This window comes from Pseudarthrobacter sp. 1G09 (assembly GCF_050038305.1).
GTDB lineage: Bacteria > Actinomycetota > Actinomycetes > Actinomycetales > Micrococcaceae > Arthrobacter > Arthrobacter equi.
The window spans coordinates 2,719,452-2,744,267 of the sequence record NZ_CP188306.1 but is presented as its reverse complement, the minus strand read 5'-3'; the positions used below and the strand labels follow the sequence as shown (position 1 = coordinate 2,744,267).

The following is a 24,816-nucleotide window of genomic DNA, read 5'->3' as shown; positions in this document are numbered from 1 at the left end:
GAAACTTGACGGCGGGGCCCGGGGGAACGACGTCGACGGCGGGCCGGACTTTTGCGTCCGGCCCGCCGTTGCTAATTCATCAGGTAGTGGATGGCGGCGTCGTCCGACAGCTGTTCGAAGTGCCGGTAGAAACTGCCCACTGCCCGGAACTTGCCCGGCAGGTGCAGGCAGACCACGGCATCGCAAACGCGCTCCACTGACGCCTCGGCCTCGATCGAACCCACCGGAGCGGCGGCCACCACAACGGCAGCGCCACTCTCGCGGACCGCTTCCACGGCTGCCCGCATCGTGGCGCCGGTGGCCAGGCCGTCATCCACCAGCAGCACGGTCTTCCCGGCCAGGTCAATGGACGTTCCGGGGTAGAGGCCCACCCGGCGTTGTAGCTCGGCACGCTCGCGTCCTTCCACCTCGTCCAGCCATTCGCGCCGGACGCCGTGCTCCAGCACCCGGTCCACCAGCGGCTTGTTGACCAGCCTGACAGTGCGGCCGCGGGCCCACGCCAGTGCTCCGTACGCGGTTTCCTCGTGGCCCGGAATCCCCAGCTTGCGGACCAGGACGGTCCCCAGTGGAAGGTAGAGTGCCTTGGCCACAGCCGCTGCCACCGGTATCCCGCCGCGGGCCAGGCCCAGGACCACGGCACCGGGCCGCTCCCGGAATTGGGTCAGAGCGGCGGCGAGGCGCTCGCCTGCCTCGGTTCGGTCTTCGAATCGCGTACCCATCTGCCCCTCCAGGCTCTTCCGGCCCTGTGATTCCAGCCTACCGCCGGGCGCCCGCCGGGACATTCAGGTTCCGGGGTGCCGGAATCCTCAGACCGCCAGGAAAGCGATAGCCGCCTGTTTGAAGGCCCTGCTGGTGACGGCATTGGTATGGTTCCGGCCCGGCAGGACCAGCTGCTCAGCCATGCCCCCGGTACTGTTGGCCAGCTCCGCGAGTTTGGGGAGGCTGCCGATCCGTTCGTCCTGGTCGCCGGCCACCAGGAGCATTGGCACGTGGGGGACCGCTTCGGCGGGATCATAGGGCTCGGCCTTGATGGCCTCGACAAGGGTGAGCAACGCAAAGATGTTGTTGGTGGGCAGCAGCAGCGCCATCTTCAGCAGTTGCGCGGTGGACGCGTCGGCGATCGGCGTGCCGTCGGCCAGGTAATCCTGGGCGGCCGTCAGGTCGAACTCGGCCAGCGGATCGGAGATGTTGGGGCCGCCAAGCACCAGGCGGTGGACGATCTCGGGCTGGGTGGAGGCAAACTCCCACGCCAGCCGCGATCCCAGCGAGTAGCCCACGAGGTCGAGCCCGCTGGAAGGGTCGCCATCCTGCAGTGGCCGGACGCCGGCGTCGAACGCTGTCTGCAGCAGATCGGCGCGGATGCGGCTGGGGGAGTATGAATCACGGTCCTCCGGCGCGCCGCTGCGGCCGTGGCCGGGCAGGTCCACCGTGATCACGCGGCGGCCAGCCTCCAGGAGGGCGCCCACCCAGCCGGTGTCTTCCCAGTTGAGTTTTCCCGAGGAGGAGAAGCCGTGCAGCAGCAGGACCGGACGCAACCCGGCATCGTCAGCGGGATCATGCACCGCCACGAACAGTTGGGGGTCCGTGCCCTCCACAGTGTGCGCATGCTGTTGGCCGGTGTGCCTGCCGCTCATGGTGTCAGTCCTCATCAACTCGAACACGGTGGCGGGGGTCCGCACGGATCGTGCGGCGCCGCCGAAGGTACAAGCCACTCTACCGGCCGGGCTGCCGGGTTTTTCAAGTCACTCGGGCGGGCGACGGCGGCCCTGGATCCGGGCGCCTGCGGCGCAGGCCAGGGCAATGCCCGCGATCAGCGCAAAGGTGCTGAACAGCTGCACCCGGCTCTCCTCGGCGCTGAAGCCCACCGCGAAGATCAGCCCCAGCAGGACAAGCCCCAGGACGGTCAGGGCGGGGAACCCCTTCATCTTCAGCGGAAGCGGTGTGCCGTCGCGTGCGGCGCGGCGCCGCAGGATCAGCTGGGACACCAGGGCGCTTCCCCACACCACCAGGCACGTTGAACCCACCAGCTGGAATAGCGCGGGAAGGACCTTGTCCGGGAAGAGCAGTTCCAGCACGGTGGCCACGAAGCCGAAGGCCACCGATACAGCCACGGCAAGCATCGGCACGCTGGCCCCGCTGAGCCGCGTCAGGAACTGCGGGGCTTCGCCGCGTTCCGCGAGCGAGTAGGCCATCCGGGAGGCGCCGTACAGATTGGCGTTGAGTGCGGACAGGAGAGCGACGACGGCCACCAGGGTGATCGCCGTTGCCGCACCGGGGATGCGGGCGGCGTCCAGGACGCCGGCGAAGGGGGACGCCAGGCTTTCGGAGGTGGCCGGAAGGACCGCAGCGATGACGAACACGGAGCCGATATAGAAAACAAGGATGCGCCAGACCACCGTGCGGATGGCCCTGCCCACGCTGCGCTCGGGGTCCTGGGTCTCGGCAGCGGCGACCGAGACGATCTCCGTGCCGCCGAACGCAAAGATCACCACGAACAGTGCGGCGGCCACCCCACCGAGGCCCTGCGGGGCGAAGTCGGAGGTGATGTTGGACAATCCAGGCGACGTGACGGACGGGAGCAAGCCCAGCAAGAGGGCGGCACCGACTGCCAGGAAGAGCACGATCGCGGCCACCTTGAGGATGGCGAACCAGAACTCGAACTCACCGAAGTTCCGCACCCCGGCGAGGTTGATCGCGGTGAACGCCACCATGAAGGCAAGTGCCAGGGCCCAGACCGGAACCACGGGCCACACGGAGTACAGGAGCCCGGCGGCGCCAAGGGCCTCGGCGGCGATGACCACCACCAGCTGCAGCCACCACAGCCAGCCGATGGTGGCGCCGGCGGTCCGCCCCAGCGCGCGTTCGGCATACACCGAAAAGGCGCCGCTGTTGGGGTTCGCGGCTGCCATCTCACCCAGGGCCCACATCACCAGGATGATCAGCGTGCCCGCCACGAGGTAGGACAGCAGGACGGCGGGGCCGGCAGCCTGCACCCCGGCTCCGGAGCCGAGGAACAGCCCGGCGCCGATGGCGCTGCCCAGGCCCATCATGGTCAGCTGGCGGGGTTTCATGGTGTGGCCCAGGTGGCGTTCCGGGCGTACGGATGCGGACTTCGTCGTCATGGTGCGGTTGAACCTTCTTGGGGTTTGGCGTGATATTCCTCGTGGGACCTCTTGAATTTACTCCCTTCGCCGGGAGGGCGCTCACCGGGCCGGCCCGGTGAGCGCCCGGCCGCGTCAGCAGAAACATTTCCCATCCGGCCCGGCGTGGCCGTAGAATTAGTTCAGGTCAAATTGACTATAACTAGCGCGGTCCCTGAGGGTGCCGTGTAGCTGATGAAACGAAAGGCGGTGTGGCCATGTTCTCCAGTTCGGCAAACGTCTCCGAACGCCAGGCCGCGCCGCCGTCGCTGGCAATCTCGACAGTCATTTTCGCGCTCCGCCCAAGTGAGTCCTCCGGGCGGCCCACCCTGTGGCTGCCGCTGGTCAGGCGCATCCGTGAGCCCTTCAAGGGCCTGTGGGCGCTTCCCGGCGGCCCGCTGTCGCATGATGAGTCGCTGCAGGACGCAGCGTCGCGGAACCTCCGGGACACCACGGGGCTGGCACCGAGCTACCTCGAGCAGCTGTACGCCTTCGGCGGGCTGCACCGGTCACCCTCCCAGCGCGTGGTGTCCATCGTGTACTGGGCCCTGGTCCAGCCCACGGAAGCGGCGCTCGCTGACGAATCCGAGAACGTCCGGTGGTTCCGGGCGGACCGGCTGGGCGAGCTCGCCTTTGACCACAACGCGATCGTGGACTACGCCCTCTGGCGGCTGCGCAACAAACTCGCCTACGGCTCAGTGGCCTACCACCTGCTCGGCGAATACTTCACCCTGGCGCAGGTCCGCGAAGTCTATGAGGCAGTCCTGGACCGCCAGCTGGACCCGGCCAACTTCCGCCGCCAGCTCAAGGCAACACCGGAAATCGAAGAAACCGGCGAATACCTGCAGGGTGGCAAGCACCGCCCGCCACGCCTCTACCGCTACACCGGCCGCCCCGGCCTCGACCCAGACAACAGGAGCACACCATGAGCAGCGTCAACACAGCCATCCAGCTGATCACGCGCGAGCAGGCTGAAAATGGTGCTGCCCGCGGCAGCACCTGCAGCCCTGCCCTTGCCAAGGGGCCGTGGGACTACGACCTCGCCGAAGCCCTGGCCGGCATCCCCGCCTACGGTCCCGGTGCCTCCAGTGCGGACGTTGCCCCGGCGGCAACCCCCCGGCAGGGCCAGTTGCCGGAGGAGTACAAGCGCGCCACTGACGCAGAGCTTGCCCGGCGGATCACCGCTGCCAAAGCCAGCCTGGGCGACCGGGCAGTCATCCTGGGCCACTTCTACCAGCGGGATGAAGTCATTCAGTACGCGGACTTCGTGGGTGACTCCTTCCAGCTTGCCAACGCCGCCCTCACCAAGCCGGAGGCCGAAGCCATCATCTTCTGCGGCGTGCACTTCATGGCGGAGACGGCGGACATCCTGTCCACGCCGGAACAGGCCATAATCCTGCCCAACCTGGCCGCCGGCTGCTCCATGGCGGACATGGCCGACGCCGACTCCGTAGCGGAATGCTGGGAGCAGCTGGAGGAGATCTTCGGAACCGAGCCCGACGCCGACGGCCGGGTTCCGGTCATCCCCGTCACTTACATGAACTCTTCCGCAGCCCTCAAGGCTTTCTGCGGCGAGCACGGCGGCATCGTCTGCACGTCCTCGAACGCGAAGACTGTCCTGGAATGGGCCTTCGAGCGGGGCCAGCGGGTACTCTTCTTCCCGGACCAGCACCTGGGGCGCAACACCGCAAAGGCCCTGGGCGTTCCACTGGAGCAAATGCCCATGTGGAACCCGCGCAAGGACCTGGGCGGCAACGCAGAACAGCAGCTGCTGGACTCCAGAGTCATCCTGTGGCACGGGTTCTGTTCCGTACACAAGCGTTTCAGCGTGGCCCAGATTGAGCAGGCCCGGGCAGAGCACCCGGGTGTCCAGGTCATCGTCCACCCCGAATGCCCCATGGAAGTGGTGGACGCCGCCGACTCCGCTGGTTCCACCGACTACATCAAGAAGGCCATTGCCGCCGCCACCGAGCCCACCACGTTCGCCATCGGCACCGAAATCAACATGGTGAACAGGCTCGCCGCCGAATACCCGCAGCACACCATCTTCTGCCTGGACCCGGTGATCTGCCCCTGCTCCACCATGTACCGGATCCACCCCGGCTACCTGGCCTGGGTCCTGGAGGAACTGGTGGCCGGACGGGTGGTCAACCGCATCACCGTTGACGATGCCGTCCAGGCCAACGCCCGCACCGCCCTTGAGCGCATGCTCGCCGCGAGGCCCTGATGAGCCGCCGGCTTGTCATCGTCGGCAGCGGCATCGCAGGGCTGTACGCCGCCCTGCTGGCATCAGATGCCGGTGCGGACGTGGTACTGCTGACCAAGGGCAGCCTCGAGCACAGCAACACCTGGTACGCACAGGGCGGCATTTCGGCGGTACTGCCGGAACCGGCCCCGGGCGACACCGTGGCCGCCCACATCGCAGACACCCTGCGCGCGGGGGCGGGGCACTGCAACGAAGCCGCCGTCCGGCTGATGTGCACGGAGGCGCGGCGGGACATCGCCGGCCTCCAGCGCTACGGTGTTGCCTTCGATGCGGGCCACGCCGGGGCGGGGACGGCCGGGGCCACGCACGACGGTGGCCCGGCCCTTGGGCTCGAAGCAGCCCACAGTGCCCCGCGGATCCTGCACGCAGGAGGAGATGCAACGGGTGCACGCGTCGCCGGTTCGCTGATCCAGGCAGTCCTGTCCCGGCGGGACGACGGAAAGCTCACCATCCTCACGCACGCCCAGGCCACGGCCCTGGTGACCCGGGACGGGCAGGTGGCAGGAGTCCAGTACCTCCAGGACGGCCGGCACTCGGACCTGGATGCGGATGCCGTGCTGCTCGCCACCGGGGGAGCAGGACAACTGTTTGCCCAAACCACAAACCCCGCCGTTGCCACCGCCGACGGACTGGCGCTCGCCGTCCGCGCCGGAGCGGCAGTGGCAGACCTCGAGTTCTTCCAGTTCCACCCCACCTGCCTGGTCAGCTCCGCCACCGCGCACCCGGCCCGGCTGGAAGGACCGCTGCTGATCTCCGAAGCCGTCCGCGGCGAAGGGGCCACCCTGCTGGACTCCGGCGGCCGCCGCTTCATGCAGGCCTACCACCCTGATGCCGAACTGGCGCCCCGCGACGTCGTATCCCGCAGCATCGCCCTCCACCTGGCCAAGCTCGGCGACCCCAACGGCCACGTCTACCTCGACGCCCGGGGGATCGAACAGGCCAGGGGCACGGGCTTCCTCCTGCAGAGGTTCCCCACGCTCACCCGCAAAACCCTCGACGCCGGCATCGACTGGACCCGGGAACTGGTCCCGGTCGCCCCGGCAGCGCACTACTGGATGGGCGGCATCGCCACCGACCTCCACGGCCGCACCAGCATTCCCGGGCTCTACGCCGCAGGGGAGGTTGCGTGCACCGGAGTCCAAGGGGCAAACCGGCTGGCCAGCAACTCCCTCCTCGAAGGGCTCGTCTTCGGCCGCCGGGCTGTTGAAGACTTCCTGGAAGGCAGTTCCGCAAATCCCTCGGCAACTAATCCGGCACCCGTCCAGTTGGGAAGTGACGCTGTCCTTGGTGCCCTCCACGGGACTGAACCGTTTTCCCGCGAGGCTCTTCGCCGGCTTATGACGTCCCATGCCGGGGTGTTGCGGTCCGGAGAGCTGTTGACCGGGGCTGCCGGCATACTGGCGCGCTGGGCCGCCGTCGTGCGCCCCGATGCCGTGCCTGGCTCCGCGGACCCTGCCGTGCACGAAGACCGCAACCTGCTCCTGGCCGCGCAGCTGCTGGTGTCCGCAGCGCTGGCGCGGCGCGATTCACTGGGCGCGCACTACCGCAGCGACGAAACTGTCGAGACCATCCCACTCCGGCCGGAAGCGAGCCTCTCCCATGACTGAACCCACCGTGATCGATCACGTCCGTACTGGCGCCGCCCTCGGCTTCACCCTTCCGCCTGCACCCGTCCGCGACATCCTGGAGCGTGCCTTCGCGGAGGACGCGCCGGCCGGTGACATCACTTCCCAGGTGCTTATCCCCGCCCAGGCCCGCGCCACAGCCGTGCTGAACGCCAGGGTCCCCGGCGTCTTGAGCGGCGCCACGGTGTTCCGGGACGCCATGCAGCTGGTGGACCCGGCAACGGACGTGGACCTGCTGGTGCACGACGGGCAGGGGTTCGACGCCGGCACTCACCTGGCCCGCGTCAGCGGAACGGCGCGCTCGGTGCTGCTCGCCGAACGGGTGGCGCTGAACCTGGTCCAGCGGATGTCCGCCATCGCCACCAGGACCGCCGAGTTCGTCCGGCTTGCCGAAGGAACGCAGGCCCGCATTACCGACACCCGCAAGACCACCCCCGGGCTGCGGATCCTCGAGCGGTTCGCCGTGCGCTGCGGCGGGGGAGCGAACCACCGCTACAGCCTCTCGGACGCCGTGCTCGCCAAGGACAACCACCTGGCAGTCATGACCGGCGGCGACCCCGCCAAACTCACCGGACTCCTCCTGGCGGCGAAGGCCCAGCTGGGCCACACCACGCACTTCGAAGTGGAGGTGGACCGGATGGACCAGATCGAACCCGTCCTCGCCGCCGGAGTGGACACCATCATGCTCGACAACTTCAGCCTGGATGAGCTGCGCGCAGGGGTTGCCCTGGTGGCCGGACGGGCCCGCGTGGAAGCCAGCGGCAACGTGAACCCTGGCACCGTCGCCGCGATCGCCGCCACCGGCGTGGATGTCATCTCCATCGGAGCCCTCACCCACACCGTCGCTGCCCTGGACCTCGGCCTGGACGTGGAACTGACCGTCGGGTGAAGCCATGATCTTCCTTGACGCCGCCGCCACCACACCCGTCCGCCGCGAAGTGCTGGAGGCCATCTGGCCCTACCTGACCGGTGACTTCGGAAACCCCTCCAGCCACCACAGCCTGGGGGAATCGGCCGCCGCCGCGCTCGCCGGCGCCCGGTCCTCCGTGGCCGCGGTCCTGGGGTGCAGGCCCGGCGAGCTGGTCTTCACCTCAGGCGGCACCGAGGCGGACAACCTTGCCGTCAAGGGCATTGCCCTGGCCCGGCAGGCTGCGAACCCCGCCCTGAACCGTGTGGTCATCAGCGCCGTCGAGCATCCCGCCGTGGAGGAATCCGCCAGGTACCTTGAACGCTTCCACGGCTTCTCCGTTGACGTTGTTCCCGTGGACGGTACCGGACAGGTGACGACGGAAGCGCTGCTGCCGCTGCTCCGGCCGGAAACGGCGCTGGTCAGCATCATGTACGCCAACAATGAGGTGGGCACGGTCCAGCCCATCCCGGCCCTCGCGGAGCTGGCCCGTCGGAAGGGCATCCCCTTTCATACCGACGCCGTCCAGGCGGCGGGCTGGCTGCCGCTGGACACCGCTGCCCTGGGCGTGGACGCCCTCAGCATCTCCGGCCATAAGCTCGGCGCCCCCAAGGGCTGCGGCCTGCTCTACGTCAGGGGCAGGGTCCGCCTGGAACCGGTGCTCCATGGCGGTGGACAGGAACGGGGACGCCGGTCCGGCACCGAAAACGTCGCAGGGGCCGTGGGCCTCGCCACCGCACTTGCCCTGGCGCAGGCCGGGCAACGTGAACAGGCCGGGCGGGTCTCGCGGCTGAGGGACGCATTCATTGACGCCGTGCTTACAGGAGTGCCGGAGGCCATCCTTACCGGGCACACCATGGACCGGCTGCCCTCGCTGGCATCCTTCTGCTTTCCCGGCACCAGCGGCGAATCGGTCCTGCTGGAACTCGAACGCCAGGGTGTGGTGTGTTCCAGCGGATCTGCGTGCGCAGCGGGTTCGGATGAACCTTCTGCCGTGCTGACGGCCCTTGGCATTCACCGCGAAGTGGCGCAGACGGCGGTCCGCTTCAGCTTCGACGCGGCGGTGACCGGAGAAGACCTGGACGCCGCTGCCAAGGCCGTGAGCTCGGCCGTGGCCGGCGTAAGGTCACTCGGCACCAACTGACCCGGTGGACCGGCTAGCGGTGCCGCGCCCGGCGGAAAATCCAGTGACGGAGCAGCGTGAACCGGACCGCTGTGGCCAGGAACCCGGACAGGGTGGTGGTCAGCAGCTCGTCCGCCACAGTTGCGTCCGGATTGATCCAGTGCAGGACGCCCAGGCTGCCTCCGGTGATCAGCAGCGCCACGCCGATCACCACCAGCCCGTTCAGGTGGTCGCTGGCCCGGCGCTGGGTCCCGGAGATCTTGAACGTCAGCCGCCGGTTCAGCGCGGTGTTCAGCAGGGAAGTCAGGACCAGGGCAACGGCGTTTGCCGGTTGCGGCCCGATCCACGGACGGAGCAAGGCGTACAGCGCCAGGGATGCGCCCGTGCAGATGATCCCCACACCCGTGAAGCGAAGGAGTTGCCGGACCACCGGAAACCGCAGGATTCCGCGGCGGCGCAGGGCGGCCGGCGTACGGCGGGCGTCCTGCTGCTCCTGGACGACTGCCGGCGCGCTGGTGGAATCCATCCGTCCACCCTGCCATATCGGGAGCACCGTCCCGGTTCAGTCCGCGGGCGCGGCGGTGTGTTTGGTGCCGCAGGACAGGCAGCGCCCGGGTTCCTGAAGCGTCAGTAGAGCTCGCCGGCCGGGATTTCCACGGCCAGCCGGTTGGAGGGGCCGGGCAGCGGGCACGCCCAGGCGTCGTTGTACGCGCAGGACGGGTTGTAGGCAAAGTTGAAGTCAAGGACGAACGTGGCGTCGGGGCCGGAACCCTGCACTCCGTGGAACGCGCCCTTGATGGTGTCCAGCAGGTACCGGCCTGCCCCGTAGGTGCCACCCGGCCGGCCGGCCGTGGCATCACGGAACGGCACGAAGATGCCGCCGCCGTATCCCTTGAGCTTCCACACGGCCAGCTGCCCCATCTCGGGAAGGTCGAACGTGCCCAGCCGGACAAAGTTGACCACGCCGTCAGTGCCCGTTTCCACGCTCATTTCCCGGCCGGCGCCCTCCTTGGTGAGGGGAACATGGAACCGGTAGATGGGATCGTAGTCAGCAGTCTTCAACCCGGAGAACTGCGCCTTGTCCGCCGGCGACAGCGCCGAGGCCGGATGCGTGGCAAACATCAGGTCACGCTGATGGCGCCAGTACGAATGCGCTTCCGCCGGGTTATCGGCGGCGATCCGGCGCACATAGTCGTAAAGGTTGAAGGTCCGTAACCTCCAGTCGGCGATGTCGACGGCGGACATTTCCGCCAGGTTCTCTTCGTCCATGCCCTGCTGCCCGTACGCCATATCCCCAGCCTAGCCGCACTGCCGCGTACGGAGGGCGCAGCGCACGACGACGGCTGCTCCGGCGGTTCGATGGGTGCGGTGCTGTGCAGCGGGCTGCGGTGCACGCGCAGTCCACGCCCGGCACCGGGAATCGCCACGCGCCTGGGCGGTGGGGCAGCCCGGCGCGGTTAGGCTGGCTGCATGGAAGCCAGGGGAACAGCAGCAGTACCGGCGCGGGGCCCGGCCAGGGCGGGGTCCGTTGTGGTCCTGACGGTGGTTGCCCTGCTGGTTGCCGGGTGCAGCGGCCCGCAGCGCGGCGGAACCGGCTCGGGCTGGACCGCGCAGGCGGAGCCCTCCAACGGTGCGGCGGGTGCGTCAACGACGGCGCGGGCGGACACATCGACATCGGGTGGCGCGCCGGGCCCGTCCGGTGAAGCCGGCGCCTCCGGCACTGCTTCAGCCGAACCCCGGCCCGCGGTTACCGCCGCGGCGTGGAAGACTTTCGCCGATCCTGCCAGGACGGTCAGCTTCGAGCTTCCGCAGGACTGGATCGCCCAATCAGTCCAGCCCGAGGCCGGCACCCTTCCGGGGGCGTTGAAGATCGAGGTGAAGAAGCCCGACGGAACCTTCATGGCCGCGCTGCGGACCGGCCTGCCGCCGTCGTCCGCCGAATGCCCTGAAGGTTCCCGCCGGCCCTACACGGTGATCAGCAGCGTTCCCGCGGCCCCGGGCGCCTCTCCCGGGTCCGGCGAAGGCACCATCCCGCCCCGGGTGGTCTTCCGGGTGATCCAGGGCTACCGCTACTTCGGCTCCTACGGGATCACCAACGTGGTGGGCGGGGCCGGCAACCAGGCCTGCGAACTGCGCAACACCGTCCGCGGACCTGCGGGCAAGGGTGACTGGTCCTTCGGCGACCTGGTGGCGCTGAAGGCGTTTGCGCCGGATGAGAAGGTGGCTCCCGCCAAAGCCTTCGACACCCTGGGCGCGGCGGCCGCTTACGCCGGGGAAAGCCCGGACTTTGCCAATGTCCAGCGGATGCTAATGTCGCTGGAGATCAAAAACTAGTCCCGTTGCCGGCCCCCACAGGGCGCCCAGGCACGGCACTGCTTTCCAACGCCGACACCCCCGGAGATTCATGGAACGCTCTGTTTCCGCACGCCTGGCCTTCCGCACCGCGGCGAACACCAAGGTGGCCATGGCCATTGCCGCCGCCAGGAACAACGGATACTCGTCCTTCGAGGAATCCCTGTCGGTGCTGGCGGGCGGTGAGGAAGTCCCGCTGACGGAAATCGCCGACCACCACGGCGGCCGGTTCCACTACATGGAGTTCGCCGAACCCACCGATGTCACTGTCGAGTACTCAGCCACCGTGGCCGGCCGCGCCGAGCCGGAGGGTGCGACGCTGGCGGAACAGATCCGCTACGTCCGGCCCAGCCGGTATGCCGAGTCTGACCGGCTCCTCCCCACCGCCTACGCGGAATTCGGGGGATTGCACGGGGAAGAACTTGTCCAGGCCGTCAGGAACTGGGTCTACGGCGAACTCCGGTACATCAGCGGTTCGTCCCGTGGCACCGACGGCGCCGTGGAAACACTGCTGCACCGACGCGGAGTATGCCGGGATTTCGCACACCTGGCCATCGCGCTGCTGCGGTCCAAGGATGTCCCGGCACGGCTTGCCGCTGTCTACGCGCCGGGGTTGTCGCCCATGGATTTCCATGCCGTGGCAGAGGCCTACGTTAACGGGGCGTGGCGCATCATCGACCCCACGGGGTTGGCCCCGCGGGAGTCGATGCTGCGCATCACGGCCGGCCGCGACTCGTCCGACACTGCTTTCCTGTCCACGGTGGGCGGAAGCCTGACACTCAACCAGCTCCGTGTCACGGCGGTGGTCAACGGCATGCTGCCGGCAGAGGACCCTGCCGCGCTTGTAGCGCTGGGCTGACCTGTCCCCGGCCGGTTCAAGCCAGGCCGGGTCAGGCCGGTCAGGTCCTGCCCGGCGCTCTTACCGCGGCTGCTGGCCCAGTGAGTTCCGGAGCTTGTCCGTGAGCCGGCGCAGTTCCTTTTGCTCGTCGGGGGTCAGCGCGGGCGCCACCAGGGCGGAGATGTCGCGCACGTGCTCCCGGCCGATCTCCTTCTGGAGCTCCCGGCCTTCGTCGGTGAGCTTGAGCAGCACACCCCTGCCGTCTTCCGGGGCCGGCATCCGCGCCACCAGGCCGCGTTTTTCCAGCCGCTCCACCAGCCGGCTCAGGCTGGACTGGCTGAGCAGGACGTTGTCGTTGAGCTCGTTCAGCCGGAGCCAGCCCGACGGGCAGCGTGACAGTGTGAACAGGACATCGTACTCATTTACCGCCAGCTTCCGGAACGCCGGACCGGACTGCAGCCTGCGCATCACGGCCACCTGCGCCCGGAACAGTGACTCCCAGGTTTCCGCCGCGAGCCGGACGGGGGACGTGGATTGGCTGGTTGCCATTACGCCTCCGCCGTGGCCTTTTCGGCGTCCTGGGCTGCCAGGTGCGCGGCAACGCGGGATGCGTGGGTGGGTGCGTCCGGCACATGCGCTGGCTTGCGGTCCGCGTACTCCTTCCGGAGGACCGGCAGGACTTCCTCGCCAAAAAGGTCCAGCTGTTCCAGGACCGTCTTGAGCGGGAGGCCGGCGTGGTCGATCAGGAACAGCTGGCGCTGGTAGTCACCGAAGTGCTCGCGGAAGCTCAGGGTCTTCTCGATGACTTCCTGCGGGCTGCCCACCGTCAGCGGAGTCTGCGACGTGAAGTCCTCCAGTGAGGGTCCGTGGCCGTACACCGGGGCGTTATCGAAGTAGGGACGGAATTCCTTTACGGCGTCCTGGGAGTTCTTCCTCATGAAGAACTGGCCGCCGAGGCCCACGATTGCCTGGTCTGCGGTGCCGTGGCCGTAGTGCTCATACCGCTCGCGGTAGAGCCCGATCAGCTGCTGGTAGTGCTCCTTGGGCCAGAAGATGTTGTTGGCGAAGAACCCGTCACCGAAGTAGGCCGCCACCTCGGCGATCTGCGGTGTGCGGATGGAACCGTGCCACACAAAGGGTGCCACGCCGTCGAGCGGGCGCGGGGTGGAGGTGAAATTTTGCAGCGGGGTGCGGAACTTACCGGACCAGTTGACGGTGTCCTCATCCCACAGCTTGCGCAGCAGGCTGTAGTTCTCAATGGCCAGCTCCACGCCGTCCTGGATGTTCTTTCCGAACCACGGGTAGACCGGGGCGGTGTTGCCGCGGCCCAGCACCAGGTCCACGCGCCCATCGGACAGGTGCTGGAGCATGGCGAAGTCCTCGGCGATCTTCACAGGATCGTTCGTGGTGATCAGCGTGGTTGCCGTGGACAGGGTGATCCGCTCGGTCTGCGCGGCGATGTAGGCGAGGGTGGTGGTGGGGGAGGATGAGAAGAAGGGCCGGTTGTGGTGCTCGCCCAGGGCGTAGACATCCATGCCGATCTCTTCGACCTTCCTGGCGATGGCCACCGAGGCGTTGATGCGTTCGTTCTCGGTGGGGGTGCGGCCCGTGGTGGGGTCCGTAGTGATGTCGCTGACGCTGAAAACACCGAACTGCATGATGTGCCCTTCCGTTTCCTGGACTTGCTGGCTTGGTTCCAGTGTAATCCAAATTAGATGCATTTGCATCTATCGACGGATACAACGCATCCGGGAGGGATTTATTCCGTTTTGTCAGTCGGGGCTGCCGGGCGCGGCACGGCGTCCGCTGACCCTCGGCACATCGCCGGTGGTCCAGTCGCGGAACTCGGCATCGACGTCGGCCGCCTGCTCGAATTCCGGCTGTGCCTGCAGGTCGCGGAGGAGCGCCTTCCGTTCGCGCCGGCCCTCCACGAGCCGGTACAGGACAGGAACGAGGACCAGGGTCAGGGCCGTGGAAGAAACCAGGCCGCCAATCACCACCACGGCCAGCGGCTGGGAAATGAAGCCGCCACCGCCGGTAAGTCCCATCGCCATCGGAGTCAGCGCGAAAACTGTTGCCAGCGCCGTCATCAGGATGGGCCGGAGGCGTTGCCGGGCACCGTGGGTGATGGCGTCCGCGACGTTCATTCCCGGCGAGGTTGTTCCGGCAGGGCCGGTTCGCGGCTGCCGGTACTGGTTGATGAGGTCGATCAGCACGATGGCATTGGTGACCACGATGCCCACCAGCATCAACATGCCGATCAGCGAGGGCAGCCCCAGGGGAACGCCGGTGACCAGCAGCAGGGCAACGGCCCCTGTGGCGGCGAACGGCACGGACACCAGCAGGATCAGCGGCTGTACCAGGGACTTGAAAGTGGCCACCATGATGACGTACACGATGGCGATCGCAGCCAGCAGCGCCAGCCCCAGCTGCCGGAAGGACTCTGCCTGCTGCGTGGTGGCACCGCCGATCTCAGCGGTTACACCGGCGGGCAGCTCGACGCCTGCCAGGCGTGCCTGCACCTCGGTGCTGACGGCACCCAGGTTGGATCCCGACGGCGTCACGGACACCTTGGCGGTTCGCTGGCCGTTGCTGGCCGTGATGGAAACCGGAATATCCACCTGTTCCACGGACGCAATGCTGCCCAGGGTGACGGGCCTTCCGGCGGCCGGCAGCGGGATGTTCCGGACGGCCTCGATGCTGGTGAACCTGGTTCCCTGGCCGATCCTCACAGGGAAGTCGTTGGTGTCGATCCGGACAGTGCCGGCAGGGACCGGGCTGATGGTGGCTGCAAGGACTCCTGCCACCTGCTCCTCATTCAGGCCCGCCGCCACTGCCTTGGCCCGGTCCACCTTGACCTGGACCACCGGCTGGCTCGCGGCGAGGTTGGTTTCCACCTCGCTGGTGCCGGGTACGCCGGTCATGGCCTTGACCATGGCGTCGCTGGCTGTCTGCAGGTCCTGGGTGCTGGCAGCTTTGAGGGTGATGTCAACGGTGGAGGAAGTGCCGAAGCCGCCCTGCTGGGTTCCCACGGAGACTTTGCCGGAGTCCGGAACCTTGGCCAGTTCATTGCGGACGGTTTCCTGCAGCTGGTCCTGGTCCGCCTTCTCATCCGTCACTACCGTGAAGGTTGAATTCGATGAGCCGGAGGACACCAGTGCAGCGAACCCGGCCTGTGCATTGCCGGAGGTGACCTGAACGTCCTTGATTCCGTCGATTGCGCGGAGGACCCCTTCGAGGCGGACTGCTGCGGCGCTGGTGTCCGCCAGGCTGGTGCCGGCCGGAAGCACCTGGCGGACGGTAAGGCTGTTCTGGCCTGAGTTGCCGAGCAGGTTGGTGGCCAGCAGCGGTGTCATTGCTGCTGTGGCGCCGAGTACCAGGACGGCGGCCACAAGGGTCAGCACAGGGTGTTTCTGCGTCTTGGTGAGGATGGGCAGGTAGCCGCGCTGGAGCCGGCTGCGCTGTTCCTTCTCCTGCGCCGCTGCCCGGGCGGCATCGGCGTCGGCGCGAGCGTCGGCACCCGCCGGCGCGGGGCTCTTGAGGAACCAGTAAGCCAGCACCGGGACGATGGTGAGGGACACCAGCAGGGACGCCAGCAGTGCGATGGTGACCGTCAGGGCGAACGGCCTGAACAGCTCGCCGGCCAGTTCGCCCACGAAAGCAATAGGCAGGAACACCGCCACCGTGGTGAGGGTGGACGCGGTGATGGCCCCTGCCACTTCACGGATGGCGGTGAGGATGGCGGTGACCTTGTCCTCGCCATAGGTGAGGTGCCGCTTGATGTTTTCGATCACGACGATGGAGTCGTCCACCACGCGGCCGATGGCAATGGTGAGGGCGCCGAGGGTGAGGATGTTCAGGGAATAGCCAGTAGCCGAGAGCCCAATGAAGGTGATGAGCAGAGACAGCGGGATGGATACCGCTGTCACCAGCGTGGAGCGGGCCGACATCAGGAAGACCAGGATGACCGCCACGGCGAATCCCAGTCCCAGGAGGCCCTCGGTGGTGAGGTCCTTGATGGACTTTTCAATGAAGGGCGCCTGGTCGAAGACAGGGGTGAACGTGGCGTTGGAGCCGAGCTCCGTTGCCAGCTCATCCAGGCTGTCCCGCACTGCGTGGGAGATGGCCACCGTGTCGCCTTCGGGCTTTTTGGTGACGGACACCGCGAGGGTTTCGGCTCCATTGGTCCGGGTGATGGACGTGCGTTCGTCGTCCTTGATGGCAACGTCGGCCACGGATCCGATAGTGGCCCCGTCCTTGGCGCCGGACACCGGAAGGGCCTTGACGGCGTCAAGCGAGTCGACCGGACTGCCGATCTGCAGCGAGAGCGTCTTGCCCTGCTCCTCCAGCGTGCCGGCAGGAACCAGGGCTCCGTTGTTGGAGAGCGTGTCGCGGAGCGAGGCGATGGTGGCACCGGACGCAGCCATCGCCTCGGGGCGCGGAAGGATCTCGATGTGCTGGGTGGCGCCGCCAGTGACATCGGCGCCGCGGACGCCGTCGATTTTCTGCAACCGGGGAACGCTTAGCCGCTGGAGGTCTGTGTTGAGTTCGCTGAGCGGCTTGTCCGAGGACACCGCCAGGAAGACGATCGGGAAATCGCTGATGCTCCCGGCGATGGCCTGCGGCTGGACGTCGGCCGGCAGGGTGCGCTTGGCGTTGGAGATGGCCCGGTCGATCTGGTTCCGTGCCCGGTCCAGGTTGGAACCGTAGGTGAACACCATCGTGATCTGCGAAACGCCGTTGCGGGACGTGGAGGAGGTGGATTCCAGCCCCTCCACGCTGTTCAGGGCCGTTTCCAGCGGGCCGCTGACCTGCTTGTCCACCACCTCCGGCGAGGCCCCCGGCATGGAGGTCAGCACGGTGATCTGAGGGAACTCAATGGATGGGATGAGTTCCTGCTTCAGCGACGACATGGTGATCACGCCGAAGACCGAAGCGAAGATGGTGATCAGCGCGATCAGCGCCCGGTTCGCCAGTGAAAGGTGTGCCAGCCGAAACATCGATGGTCTCCTGGAAGGGTTAGTGACTGGATCCCGGTAAGCCAGCCACTGGCCCCGGCAGGGTCAGTTGCTGGCGGAAACACTCTCCAGCTGAAGGGATTTGGCAGTTGCCCGCTCAAGCTCGGCGGCGAGCTCGGGATTCTCATCCAGCTTCACCCCGTAACCGGGCATCATGTCCTTCAGCTTGCCCTGCCAGCCCTTGAAGTTCCTGGGGAACGTCTTCTGCAGCAGTTCGATCATGATGGGAACAGCGGTGGAGGCTCCGGGTGAGGCTCCCAGCAGCGCGCCGATGGAACCGTCGCGGCCGGCAATCACTTCAGTACCGAACTGAAGGATGCCGCCCTTTTGCGGATCCTTCTTGATGATCTGTACACGCTGGCCGGCGGTGATCAGTTCCCAGTCGCCGTCCTTGGCTTCGGGGTAGTACTCCCGGAGCGCCTCAACCTTGTCGCCGTGGCGCTTGGCCACTTCCTTGACCAGGTAAGCGGTGAGGTCCATGTTGTCCTTGGCTACGGCCAGCATGGGAATGATGTTGCTGGGCCGGATGGACAACGGCAGGTCCAGGTAGGAACCGTTCTTGAGGAAGTTGGTGGAGAACCCGGCGTAGGGTCCAAACAGGAGGGACCGCTTGCCGTTGACGTAGCGGGTGTCCAGGTGCGGGACGGACATCGGAGGGGCGCCCACCGACGCCTGGCCGTAGACCTTGGCGCTGTGCTGGGCGGCGATGGTTTCGTCCGTGCAGCGGAAGAACTGGCCCGAGACGGGGAACCCGCCGTAGCCCTTGCTTTCCGGGATGCCCGAGGCCTGGAGCAGGTGCAGGGCACCGCCGCCGGCGCCGACGAACACAAACTTGGCGTGGATCCTGCCGTGCTCGCCAGACCTGGGGTGCTTCAGCGTCAGGTCCCAGCCGCCGTCGGAGGCCTTGCTGATCCCGGTGACGTCGTGCCCGTAGTTGATCTCGACGCCGTTGTTCCCGAGGTAGGTGGTCAGCTCGCGGGTGAGTGCCCCGAAGTCAACGTCGGTGCCCTCGGCGGCCCGGGTGGCGGCCACCTTCTGCTGGGCGTTGCGGCCCTTGACGATCAACGGCGCCCACTTGGCAATCTGGCCGTGGTCCTCGGAGTACTCCATGCTCCGGAACAGCGTGTGTGGCTTGAGGGCTTCGTAGCGGGTCTTCAGGAACCGGGCGTGGTCATCGCCGATCACAAAGCTCATGTGCGGCACGGTGTTGATGAAGCCCTTGGGGGATCCGATCAGGTTCCCGTCCACCAGGTGGGACCAGAACTGGCGGGAGAGCTGGAACTGCTCATTGATCAGCAGTGCCTTGGCCGGGCTGACCGAGCCGTCTTTGGCTGCGGGGGAGTAGTTGAGCTCGCAGAGGGCAGCGTGGCCGGTCCCGGCGTTGTTCCACGGGTCCGAGCTTTCGAGGCCGGGCTGGTCCAGCCGCTCGAACAGGGAGATGCTCCAGTCCGGTTCCAGCTGCTTGAGGAAAGCCCCCAGCGTTGCGCTCATGATGCCGCCGCCAATCAGGACGACGTCGGCATGTTGGGTCTTGGAAATGAAGGTCACGATCAGTCTCCGATTGCAGCGGCTCTGGCTGTCACAGAATATCCCCGCCCTGCCGACATACTGAAATTGGCCCGGCCCGTCAAGGCTTTAATTGCACCTTCGTAAAAACTTCATTTAAGACCGGGGATGCAGGGTAGCTGACCACGCGGTCGGACAAAGCCAGTGCGGAGATGGGAAACGCGATGGGGACCGCCGGGACGGTGGCCGCAATCTGGGCGTTGATGGTGTGATAGAGCTCATCGCGGTCCTCACCCTCGGGCAGCCCCCGCGCACGATTGATCTTGGAGAACACCTGCGGATCCTGGTAGCCGAACTCGCCGTTCTTTTCACCGAACAGCGGCCCCACAAAGTTGTCTGCGTCCGAGTAGGAACCGTTCCAGCCCAGCAGGTGCAGGGCATGGTCGCCGGGCGACTGGACCTTCTGGAGGTAGCCGTCGGCCCAGTCCACGGGGACCGGCCGCACATTGATGCCGACGGCGGTGAGTTGCCGGCTGATCTCGGCGTACACTTTCTCGGGGGTCGGCAGGTACGGGCGGGTGACGTTGAGCGGGTAGTAGAACTTCAGTTCCTCCCCGGCATAGCCCCCGTCCTTCAGGTATTCCTTTGCCTTCGCCGGATCGTGGCCAAGCTCGGGGGCGTCCTTGTTGAAGCCGCTGATCTTCGGCGGGACGAACTGGGTTGCCTTGGTGGTGTTGTCGATGAAGAACCTGCGGATCAGGGTCTCCTTGTCGATGGCCATCTCGATGGCCTGACGGACCTTCTGGTTCTGCAGGACCGCGATGTCCTGGTTGATGCCCACGTACATGACCGAGAACGGGTCGCGCTGGACGATCTGTTTGCCGCGCTTCACCAGCTGGTCGAAGTTGCCCACCGTGACGGCGTCATAACCGTCGATCCGGCCGTCGAGCAACGCCTGAAGCCGTGTTTGCGGATGGTCGTAGGCCAGGAAGTTGATGGTGGCGATCTGGCCCCGGTCGCCCCAGTAGGCCTTGTTGGTCAGCAGGGTGACGCTTTGGTCATCCCAGGAGCCGAAGCTGAAGGGACCGGTACCCACCGGCGCGGTGGCAAAGGCGGAAACGGGCCGTCCGGCGCGGTTCTGGTCCAGGACATCGGCTTTTCCCGCCGCCAGGGCTGCCGGAGAGGAAATGGCGAAAGCGGGCAGCGTCAGTGCCTGGAGGAAGGCCGTGAACCTTTGCGTGAGGTCGATCCGGACGGTGCCCTGGTCCACGGCCGTGCAGCTTTTGAAGATGGACAGCGCCGCTTCGTCGGAGTGCGCCTTGAAGACGCCCTTGAACGAGCTGCCGGGAGCCTGCCGGCGCAGCTCAGCCGGGAAGGCGAACCAGCGGTTGAAGTTCGTGCAGACGGCGTCGGCGTTGAATGGGGTGCCGTCCTGGAAGGTGACACCGTCGCGCAGCTTAAAGGTGTAGCTGCGGCCCTCGTTGGACTCGGACCATTCGGTGGCGAGCAGGGGAGTGGGCTTGCCCGTGGTCTGGTCCACTCCCACCAGGCCTTCGAGGACCTGCCGGGTGATGCGCTGGGATTCGACGTCGCTGGAGAGCGCCGGGTCCAGGCCGAGCGGCTGGGCTGCCGTACCGAAGTTAAACGTCGCCGCAGGTTCGGCAGCGGCCGCGGAGCTGGGGAAATCCGACGACGGCAAGGGGGACGGTGCGTTGGTGCACGAGGTCACGCCCCAGGCCAGGAGTGCGGCGCCGGCAGTGAGGACCGTTCGCCGCGATGTACTTCTGGTCACCCGTTTATCACCCCTGGATTGTGGATCTCCGCCGCCTGCGGATCGGGTCCAGTCTAGCCGCCGCCACCGGGCCGGCGCGGGCGCTGGCCGCCGTCGGGCGGGTACAGGTCCAACGCGCTGAAGCCGGGCCCGCTTACAGCGGGCCCAGCTTCAGCGATTTGGGCCGGAAATCCGGCATTGCCTACTTGGGCATCAGCACCGAGTCGACCAGGTAAACGGTGGCGTTCTTGGTCTTGACGCCGCCGCAGATTACGTTGGCATCGTCGACCTTGAGGTTGTCGCCGCTGCCCGTTACGGTCACGGAGCCGCCCTGGACAGTTGCGTGCGTGCCGGCGATCTTGTCGGGCGTGATCTGGCCGGGAACCACGTGGTAGGTCAGGATCTTGCTCAAGAGGGCGTCGTCGGTCTTCAGCGTTTCAATGGTGGCGGGGTCGATCTTGGCGAAGGCGTCGTCAACGGGGGCGAAGACCGTAAACTCACCGCCGTTGAGCGTGTCCACCAAGTCAACCTTCGGGTTGAGCTTCCCGGAAACCGCAGCGGTGAGGGTGGTCAGGATCGGGTTGTTCGAGGCCGCAACGGCCACGGGGTCAAGGGCCATGCCCTGGACCGATCCGGCGCCGGTGGGGACCTTCTCGGCGTAGCCGGCGCAGCCCGGGCCCACCAGGTTTGCGGCCGGGTCCATGGCGCCGGCGGAGGCGCTGGCGGTGGAGCTTGCCGACGGTGACGGAGCCATGCTGGAGGCCGACGGCGCCGCTGACGGGGCTGTCGAGGATCCGGAGGTGCTTCCGGAGCCGCCACACGCGGTCAGGCTCAGCAGCGCGGCGGCTGCAACGCCTGCGACCGTGAAAGTTGTGCGCTTGATTGTCTGCATTGCGTTCTCCTTGATTGTTGTGGGCCGGCCGCCGACTGGATGTCTGCGGTAAAGGTACTGATCCGGCTGGTGGGCACCTGCGCTGTGGCTGGCGTCTCACAGTGCATTCGGGCGGCCGGTCCATCCGGATGGGCGGTTCCGAAAAGTTTTTCCGGGATCCACCTGCTTAAGCACAAAAATCCCCCGGCCGGAGCCGGGGGATTCCCGTAATTACTGAGTGCGCAAGGGGGGACTTGAACCCCCACGCCCGAAGGCACAGGAACCTAAATCCTGCGTGTCTGCCAATTTCACCACTCGCGCCCGGCACCCCTGCGCTGCGTCAAAAAATGCGCACGACGGCGGATGCCAGCTTCCATTGTAGCGGTGCGTGTGCGCCCCGCCCGGCAGCCCGGGACGTTAGGCGTCGAGCTTCAGGTCCCGGCGCAGCTTGGCAACGTGGCCGGTGGCCCGGACGTTGTACTGCGCCAGTGCTACCTTTCCGTCGGTGTCCACCACAATGGTGGAGCGGATGAGCCCCTGGTAGGTCTTGCCGTAGTTCTTCTTTTCACCCCATGCACCGTAGGCCTCCGCTACGGCGTGGTTCTCATCCGAAAGCAGGGGAAAGGTCAGTTCCTCCGCGGCAGCGAATTTGGCGAGCTTCTCCACGGGGTCCGGGGAGATTCCCACCACGTCATATCCGGCGGACTGAAGGGAGGCCAGGCTGTCCCGGAAATCGCAGGCTTCCTTGGTGCAACCCGGCGTGGCCGCTGCCGGATAGAAATAGACCACTGTGTTGCGGCCGGTGCCGGGGGAGAGGGAAACATCCTTGCCCGTTGCATCCTTGAGGGTGAATCCGGGCGCGTCGTCGCCGGTAACGAGTCTTTCAGCCATTGTTTTTCTCCTTGTTGCGGGCAGGACACAACAGCCTAATAAGCGGGGGAAGCCAGCGCTAATCAGCATTTGGCTATACTTGCTGCTATGCCTGATATGGATCACTGGCCCACCGGGCGCCTATTGTCAACTGCCGCGCGCCTTGTCGAACACTCGTGGAACGAAAAACTCGGCGCCATTGGCCTGACTCACGCCGGCGTTATCGCCATTGAGGTCCTTGCCGCGCAGGGTCCCATGACCCAGGCGCAGCTGGCCCAATACGTGCGTGTCCAGGCGCAAACCATGGGGAAGACCCTCAGCCGGCTTGAGGCGCACGGGCACATTGCCCGCGTCCGCAGCACGTCTGACCGGCGCAGCCACGTGGTCTCCCTTACCGAGAGGGGCAAGGAAGCTGTGGCTGAGGCTGTCGAAATGGAGCGGTCGGTGCTGGCGTCCTCGTCCATCGACCCCGAACTCCTGCGGCAGGAGCTCAAATCAGTGGTCCGCGAACTGGCCAGCCAGTTCGCCACCACCCCTGCTAACGCTGGTGCCTTGGTGGACAACCCATCCAGCTGAACCCGCCACAGCACAAACTCTTTCCCCACAGAACGTGGCCCGGACTCCGGGCCACGTTTTTTGTGCCCGCATAGGGGGCCTCTTCTGCGGGAGGAGTGCTCCGTTGACCCTTGCGTGCCGGGACCGGGTGCCGGGGAAAGAATGCCGGGCAAAACAAAACAGCCCCTGGCCTGCGTTTCCGCGAGCCAGAGGCTGTTTTCCCAGTGGTGCACCCCCCGGGACTTGAACCCGGAACCCATTGATTAAGAGTCAATTGCTCTGCCAATTGAGCTAGAGGTGCATCTTATTTGTTTCAATCTTCCGGGCTTTTTCTTTCCCGTTGATCTCCGCAACGACATGAAACTCTACACGAACTTTTGGTGCATGTGAAATCGGCCTGTCCGGCGGTTCCATGTGGCGGGTCTTCGGGCCCAGAAGCCGCGGAAACTCAAGGATTTCCGGCACGTGCTGACGGCTGCAAGACGTTGGAAAAGGGCCGGCCGGCCGCACTCCGGCCGCCCGGCCCCGCTGTGAGTTGGGACACAGCGGGGCCGGGCGGTATCCACGGTGTTAGCCGCCACCTGCGGGTCCTGCCGGCGCCGCCTCAGAGGCGCCTGCGGCGCGGAGCGCGGAAGCCGGCGGCTTCGGCGTGGGCGGCGGATTCAAACCAGACCTCGGCACGCGTCCCGTCGTAGTCCGGGTGGCCTTCTTCGTAATAGACCATCGAGCCGGCATCCCCCTTGACCGTGTACTCAGCTGGGCCACTGCCGTCCGCACCGGCCCCTGCGGACCCTGCTCCGTACGGTTCTTCTGCCGCGAGGTGGCTCTGTGGTTCCGGGGCTCCGTGCGTGGCAGCGGACGGGGGTGCCTGCAGGTGGTCGGCGCCGTTCTCGGCCAGGGCAGATGACTGGGCGCGGTCCGCTGTTTCAGCCGCAGCAAAGTCAGTAGCAGCGGATTCCGCAGCGGAGGCAACAGCGGCATCGCTGGAGCTGCTGCCCGTACCGCTGTCTGGTGAGTCGGGCGCAGTCGCTGTGCCTGCACCGACGGGGACGTCGGCGCCCTGGGCCTTGCCGGGGGAGTAGCTTGTGAGCGCACCGGTCCGGGCGGCAGCCGACGGGCCGGCGTCGTCCTCTTCCACGGCCGCTGTCTCAGCGCCGGGCAGGGTGGGTGCGTGGGACTCCGTGTATTCCGCGTGGTGAACCGGCTGGGCGGCCGGCGCCGGGGCCTGTTCCGCCGCGGGTGCGGCGTGGGGTGCTGACTCCGGAGTGCCCGAACCGCCGGCCTCGGACCACTGCGTCTCCCATTCCGCCTGGTCCTGGCGGGTCCGTTCGTCCCTGGGGCTTTCCGGGCCGGCCTCCGCCGTCGAATCCGGTTCCGCGCCGGCGGCTTCCAGCGGCGACGACCCAGAGACATCGGCTGCTGCCAGTGGATGGGATGTGCCGGAAACATCCTGGCCGGCGTCTGCGTGGTCAGCTCCTGCCGTGTGTGCGGCGCCTGGCCGGGTCGTGGGTTCTGCCGGTGCTGCTGCCGAATCTGCAGGCTCGTCGGCGGCTGTGGGTGCCGCGGGCTCGGCGGGACGTCCGAAGCCGGCAGCGGAGGCAATCCCGGCCGTTCCGGCTGCTTCGGCGGATGCCGCGGCGCTGCCACCGGAAAGGGCCCCGTCCGTCCGACGGTCTGCCGGGGAACCCGGAGGCCGTGTTGCGGCTGGCCGCGTGTTCCCGGCAGGGCCTGCACCGGAGCTCTTTGCGCGGCTGTTGCGGCTGACCAGCCACCACACCACGCCGATGGCAATGACTGCTACCACGATCCACATGACGATATCCATGGCAATCCCTTCAATTTGGCTACAACGCGTTCTGCCCCGACGCTACGTCGGGTCACCATGGCTGTCCAGGTTTGCCGGCAGTGGCGGGCGGCGGGCGGCATGCCCGGCGATCCGGTTTTTTACCGTCCCCCTTCGGTCCGATTGGCACT

General features: G+C 66.9%; 21 protein-coding genes and 2 tRNA genes. 8 read left to right on the top strand and 15 right to left on the bottom strand.

What is annotated here, in order from left to right:
- Window positions 1–71: 71 nt before the first annotated feature.
- The 3 genes from ACP3TD_RS12605 to ACP3TD_RS12595 all read right to left on the bottom strand — a co-directional run bounded on the left by ACP3TD_RS12605 (window position 72) and on the right by ACP3TD_RS12595 (window position 3,122).
- Entirely contained in the window at window positions 72–719 is a 648-nt protein-coding gene (locus ACP3TD_RS12605; RefSeq protein WP_426763311.1) for a phosphoribosyltransferase, read from the bottom strand.
- Window positions 720–806: 87 nt separating this feature from the next.
- On the bottom strand, window positions 807–1,634 hold the full coding sequence (locus ACP3TD_RS12600; RefSeq protein ID WP_426763310.1) for an alpha/beta fold hydrolase: 828 nt from the start codon (window positions 1,632–1,634) through the stop codon (window positions 807–809).
- 108 nt (window positions 1,635–1,742) lie between these two features.
- Window positions 1,743–3,122, bottom strand: coding sequence for an amino acid permease (locus ACP3TD_RS12595; RefSeq protein ID WP_426763308.1), 1,380 nt, complete (start codon window positions 3,120–3,122; stop codon window positions 1,743–1,745).
- A gap of 236 nt (window positions 3,123–3,358) precedes the next feature.
- On the opposite strand from ACP3TD_RS12595, the gene ACP3TD_RS12590 reads away from it, so the two are divergent.
- The 5 genes from ACP3TD_RS12590 to ACP3TD_RS12570 are packed head-to-tail and all read left to right on the top strand — an operon-like array spanning window position 3,359 to window position 9,082.
- Entirely contained in the window at window positions 3,359–4,069 is a 711-nt protein-coding gene (locus ACP3TD_RS12590) for an NUDIX hydrolase (protein WP_426763307.1), read from the top strand.
- Window positions 4,066–5,367 (top strand): quinolinate synthase NadA, encoded by a 1,302-nt coding sequence (gene nadA, locus ACP3TD_RS12585; protein WP_426763306.1) that lies wholly within the window; start codon window positions 4,066–4,068, stop codon window positions 5,365–5,367. The genes ACP3TD_RS12590 and nadA overlap by 4 nt, the downstream gene beginning before the upstream one ends.
- On the top strand, window positions 5,367–7,013 hold the full coding sequence (gene nadB, locus ACP3TD_RS12580; protein WP_426763304.1) for an L-aspartate oxidase: 1,647 nt from the start codon (window positions 5,367–5,369) through the stop codon (window positions 7,011–7,013). Before nadA ends, nadB begins: the two co-directional genes overlap by 1 nt.
- Entirely contained in the window at window positions 7,006–7,920 is a 915-nt protein-coding gene (gene nadC / locus ACP3TD_RS12575) for a carboxylating nicotinate-nucleotide diphosphorylase (protein WP_426763303.1), read from the top strand. The genes nadB and nadC overlap by 8 nt, the downstream gene beginning before the upstream one ends.
- 4 nt (window positions 7,921–7,924) lie before the next feature.
- Entirely contained in the window at window positions 7,925–9,082 is a 1,158-nt protein-coding gene (locus ACP3TD_RS12570; RefSeq protein WP_426763302.1) for a cysteine desulfurase family protein, read from the top strand.
- A gap of 13 nt (window positions 9,083–9,095) precedes the next feature.
- On the opposite strand, the gene ACP3TD_RS12565 is transcribed toward ACP3TD_RS12570, so the two are convergent.
- On the bottom strand, window positions 9,096–9,587 hold the full coding sequence (locus ACP3TD_RS12565) for a GtrA family protein (RefSeq protein WP_426763300.1): 492 nt from the start codon (window positions 9,585–9,587) through the stop codon (window positions 9,096–9,098).
- Between the two features lie 101 nt (window positions 9,588–9,688).
- Window positions 9,689–10,351: a DUF1684 domain-containing protein gene (locus ACP3TD_RS12560; protein WP_426763298.1), complete on the bottom strand. Its 663-nt coding sequence runs from the start codon at window positions 10,349–10,351 to the stop codon at window positions 9,689–9,691.
- Between the two features lie 180 nt (window positions 10,352–10,531).
- Between ACP3TD_RS12560 and ACP3TD_RS12555 the strand changes: the two genes are divergently transcribed.
- Window positions 10,532–11,395, top strand: coding sequence for a hypothetical protein (locus ACP3TD_RS12555; protein ID WP_426763296.1), 864 nt, complete (start codon window positions 10,532–10,534; stop codon window positions 11,393–11,395).
- 70 nt (window positions 11,396–11,465) lie between these two features.
- A complete protein-coding gene (locus ACP3TD_RS12550; RefSeq protein WP_426763294.1) occupies window positions 11,466–12,272 on the top strand; it encodes a transglutaminase-like domain-containing protein in 807 nt (268 codons plus the stop codon).
- A gap of 60 nt (window positions 12,273–12,332) precedes the next feature.
- On the opposite strand, the gene ACP3TD_RS12545 is transcribed toward ACP3TD_RS12550, so the two are convergent.
- The 8 genes from ACP3TD_RS12545 to bcp form a co-directional block, all read right to left on the bottom strand.
- Window positions 12,333–12,800 (bottom strand): MarR family winged helix-turn-helix transcriptional regulator, encoded by a 468-nt coding sequence (locus ACP3TD_RS12545; RefSeq protein WP_091721026.1) that lies wholly within the window; start codon window positions 12,798–12,800, stop codon window positions 12,333–12,335.
- Entirely contained in the window at window positions 12,800–13,909 is a 1,110-nt protein-coding gene (locus ACP3TD_RS12540) for an LLM class flavin-dependent oxidoreductase (RefSeq protein WP_426763291.1), read from the bottom strand. The genes ACP3TD_RS12545 and ACP3TD_RS12540 overlap by 1 nt, the downstream gene beginning before the upstream one ends.
- 114 nt (window positions 13,910–14,023) lie before the next feature.
- Window positions 14,024–17,251 carry an efflux RND transporter permease subunit gene (locus ACP3TD_RS12535; protein WP_426763290.1) on the bottom strand — a complete coding sequence of 1,076 codons (3,228 nt, stop codon included), beginning with the start codon at window positions 17,249–17,251 and terminating at the stop codon, window positions 14,024–14,026.
- A 63-nt stretch (window positions 17,252–17,314) separates the two neighbouring features.
- Complete coding sequence (locus ACP3TD_RS12530; protein ID WP_426763288.1) at window positions 17,315–18,817, bottom strand: malate:quinone oxidoreductase; 1,503 nt, start codon at window positions 18,815–18,817, stop codon at window positions 17,315–17,317.
- Window positions 18,818–18,896: 79 nt separating this feature from the next.
- A complete protein-coding gene (locus ACP3TD_RS12525) occupies window positions 18,897–20,567 on the bottom strand; it encodes an ABC transporter substrate-binding protein (protein ID WP_426763286.1) in 1,671 nt (556 codons plus the stop codon).
- Between the two features lie 181 nt (window positions 20,568–20,748).
- Entirely contained in the window at window positions 20,749–21,438 is a 690-nt protein-coding gene (locus ACP3TD_RS12520) for a fasciclin domain-containing protein (protein ID WP_426763284.1), read from the bottom strand.
- A 218-nt stretch (window positions 21,439–21,656) separates the two neighbouring features.
- Window positions 21,657–21,738, bottom strand: a tRNA-Leu gene (locus tag ACP3TD_RS12515).
- 96 nt (window positions 21,739–21,834) lie between these two features.
- Window positions 21,835–22,308 (bottom strand): thioredoxin-dependent thiol peroxidase, encoded by a 474-nt coding sequence (gene bcp, locus ACP3TD_RS12510; RefSeq protein WP_426763282.1) that lies wholly within the window; start codon window positions 22,306–22,308, stop codon window positions 21,835–21,837.
- A 96-nt stretch (window positions 22,309–22,404) separates the two neighbouring features.
- On the opposite strand from bcp, the gene ACP3TD_RS12505 reads away from it, so the two are divergent.
- Window positions 22,405–22,863, top strand: coding sequence for a MarR family winged helix-turn-helix transcriptional regulator (locus tag ACP3TD_RS12505; RefSeq protein WP_426767226.1), 459 nt, complete (start codon window positions 22,405–22,407; stop codon window positions 22,861–22,863).
- Window positions 22,864–23,067: 204 nt separating this feature from the next.
- Here ACP3TD_RS12505 and ACP3TD_RS12500 read toward each other — a convergent pair.
- A tRNA-Lys gene (locus tag ACP3TD_RS12500) sits at window positions 23,068–23,143 on the bottom strand.
- Between the two features lie 303 nt (window positions 23,144–23,446).
- Complete coding sequence (locus ACP3TD_RS12495) at window positions 23,447–24,667, bottom strand: hypothetical protein (protein ID WP_426763280.1); 1,221 nt, start codon at window positions 24,665–24,667, stop codon at window positions 23,447–23,449.
- Between the last annotated feature and the right edge of the window lie 149 nt (window positions 24,668–24,816).

Excerpts from the sequence above, each read along its gene's own strand:
- ACP3TD_RS12540 (WP_426763291.1), bottom strand. The coding sequence starts at position 13,909 with ATGCAGTTCGGTGTTTTCAGCGTCAGCGACATCACTACGGACCCCACC.
- nadC (WP_426763303.1), top strand. The coding sequence starts at position 7,006 with ATGACTGAACCCACCGTGATCGATCACGTCCGTACTGGCGCCGCCCTC.
- bcp (WP_426763282.1), bottom strand. The coding sequence starts at position 22,308 with ATGGCTGAAAGACTCGTTACCGGCGACGACGCGCCCGGATTCACCCTC.
- ACP3TD_RS12565 (WP_426763300.1), bottom strand. The coding sequence starts at position 9,587 with ATGGATTCCACCAGCGCGCCGGCAGTCGTCCAGGAGCAGCAGGACGCC.
- ACP3TD_RS12605 (WP_426763311.1), bottom strand. The coding sequence starts at position 719 with ATGGGTACGCGATTCGAAGACCGAACCGAGGCAGGCGAGCGCCTCGCC.
- ACP3TD_RS12600 (WP_426763310.1), bottom strand. The coding sequence starts at position 1,634 with ATGAGCGGCAGGCACACCGGCCAACAGCATGCGCACACTGTGGAGGGC.
- ACP3TD_RS12595 (WP_426763308.1), bottom strand. The coding sequence starts at position 3,122 with ATGACGACGAAGTCCGCATCCGTACGCCCGGAACGCCACCTGGGCCAC.
- ACP3TD_RS12520 (WP_426763284.1), bottom strand. The coding sequence starts at position 21,438 with ATGCAGACAATCAAGCGCACAACTTTCACGGTCGCAGGCGTTGCAGCC.
- nadB (WP_426763304.1), top strand. The coding sequence starts at position 5,367 with ATGAGCCGCCGGCTTGTCATCGTCGGCAGCGGCATCGCAGGGCTGTAC.
- ACP3TD_RS12505 (WP_426767226.1), top strand. The coding sequence starts at position 22,405 with ATGGATCACTGGCCCACCGGGCGCCTATTGTCAACTGCCGCGCGCCTT.
- ACP3TD_RS12550 (WP_426763294.1), top strand. The coding sequence starts at position 11,466 with ATGGAACGCTCTGTTTCCGCACGCCTGGCCTTCCGCACCGCGGCGAAC.
- ACP3TD_RS12495 (WP_426763280.1), bottom strand. The coding sequence starts at position 24,667 with ATGGATATCGTCATGTGGATCGTGGTAGCAGTCATTGCCATCGGCGTG.
- nadA (WP_426763306.1), top strand. The coding sequence starts at position 4,066 with ATGAGCAGCGTCAACACAGCCATCCAGCTGATCACGCGCGAGCAGGCT.
- ACP3TD_RS12590 (WP_426763307.1), top strand. The coding sequence starts at position 3,359 with ATGTTCTCCAGTTCGGCAAACGTCTCCGAACGCCAGGCCGCGCCGCCG.
- ACP3TD_RS12545 (WP_091721026.1), bottom strand. The coding sequence starts at position 12,800 with ATGGCAACCAGCCAATCCACGTCCCCCGTCCGGCTCGCGGCGGAAACC.
- ACP3TD_RS12570 (WP_426763302.1), top strand. The coding sequence starts at position 7,925 with ATGATCTTCCTTGACGCCGCCGCCACCACACCCGTCCGCCGCGAAGTG.
- ACP3TD_RS12535 (WP_426763290.1), bottom strand. The coding sequence starts at position 17,251 with ATGTTTCGGCTGGCACACCTTTCACTGGCGAACCGGGCGCTGATCGCG.
- ACP3TD_RS12560 (WP_426763298.1), bottom strand. The coding sequence starts at position 10,351 with ATGGCGTACGGGCAGCAGGGCATGGACGAAGAGAACCTGGCGGAAATG.
- ACP3TD_RS12555 (WP_426763296.1), top strand. The coding sequence starts at position 10,532 with ATGGAAGCCAGGGGAACAGCAGCAGTACCGGCGCGGGGCCCGGCCAGG.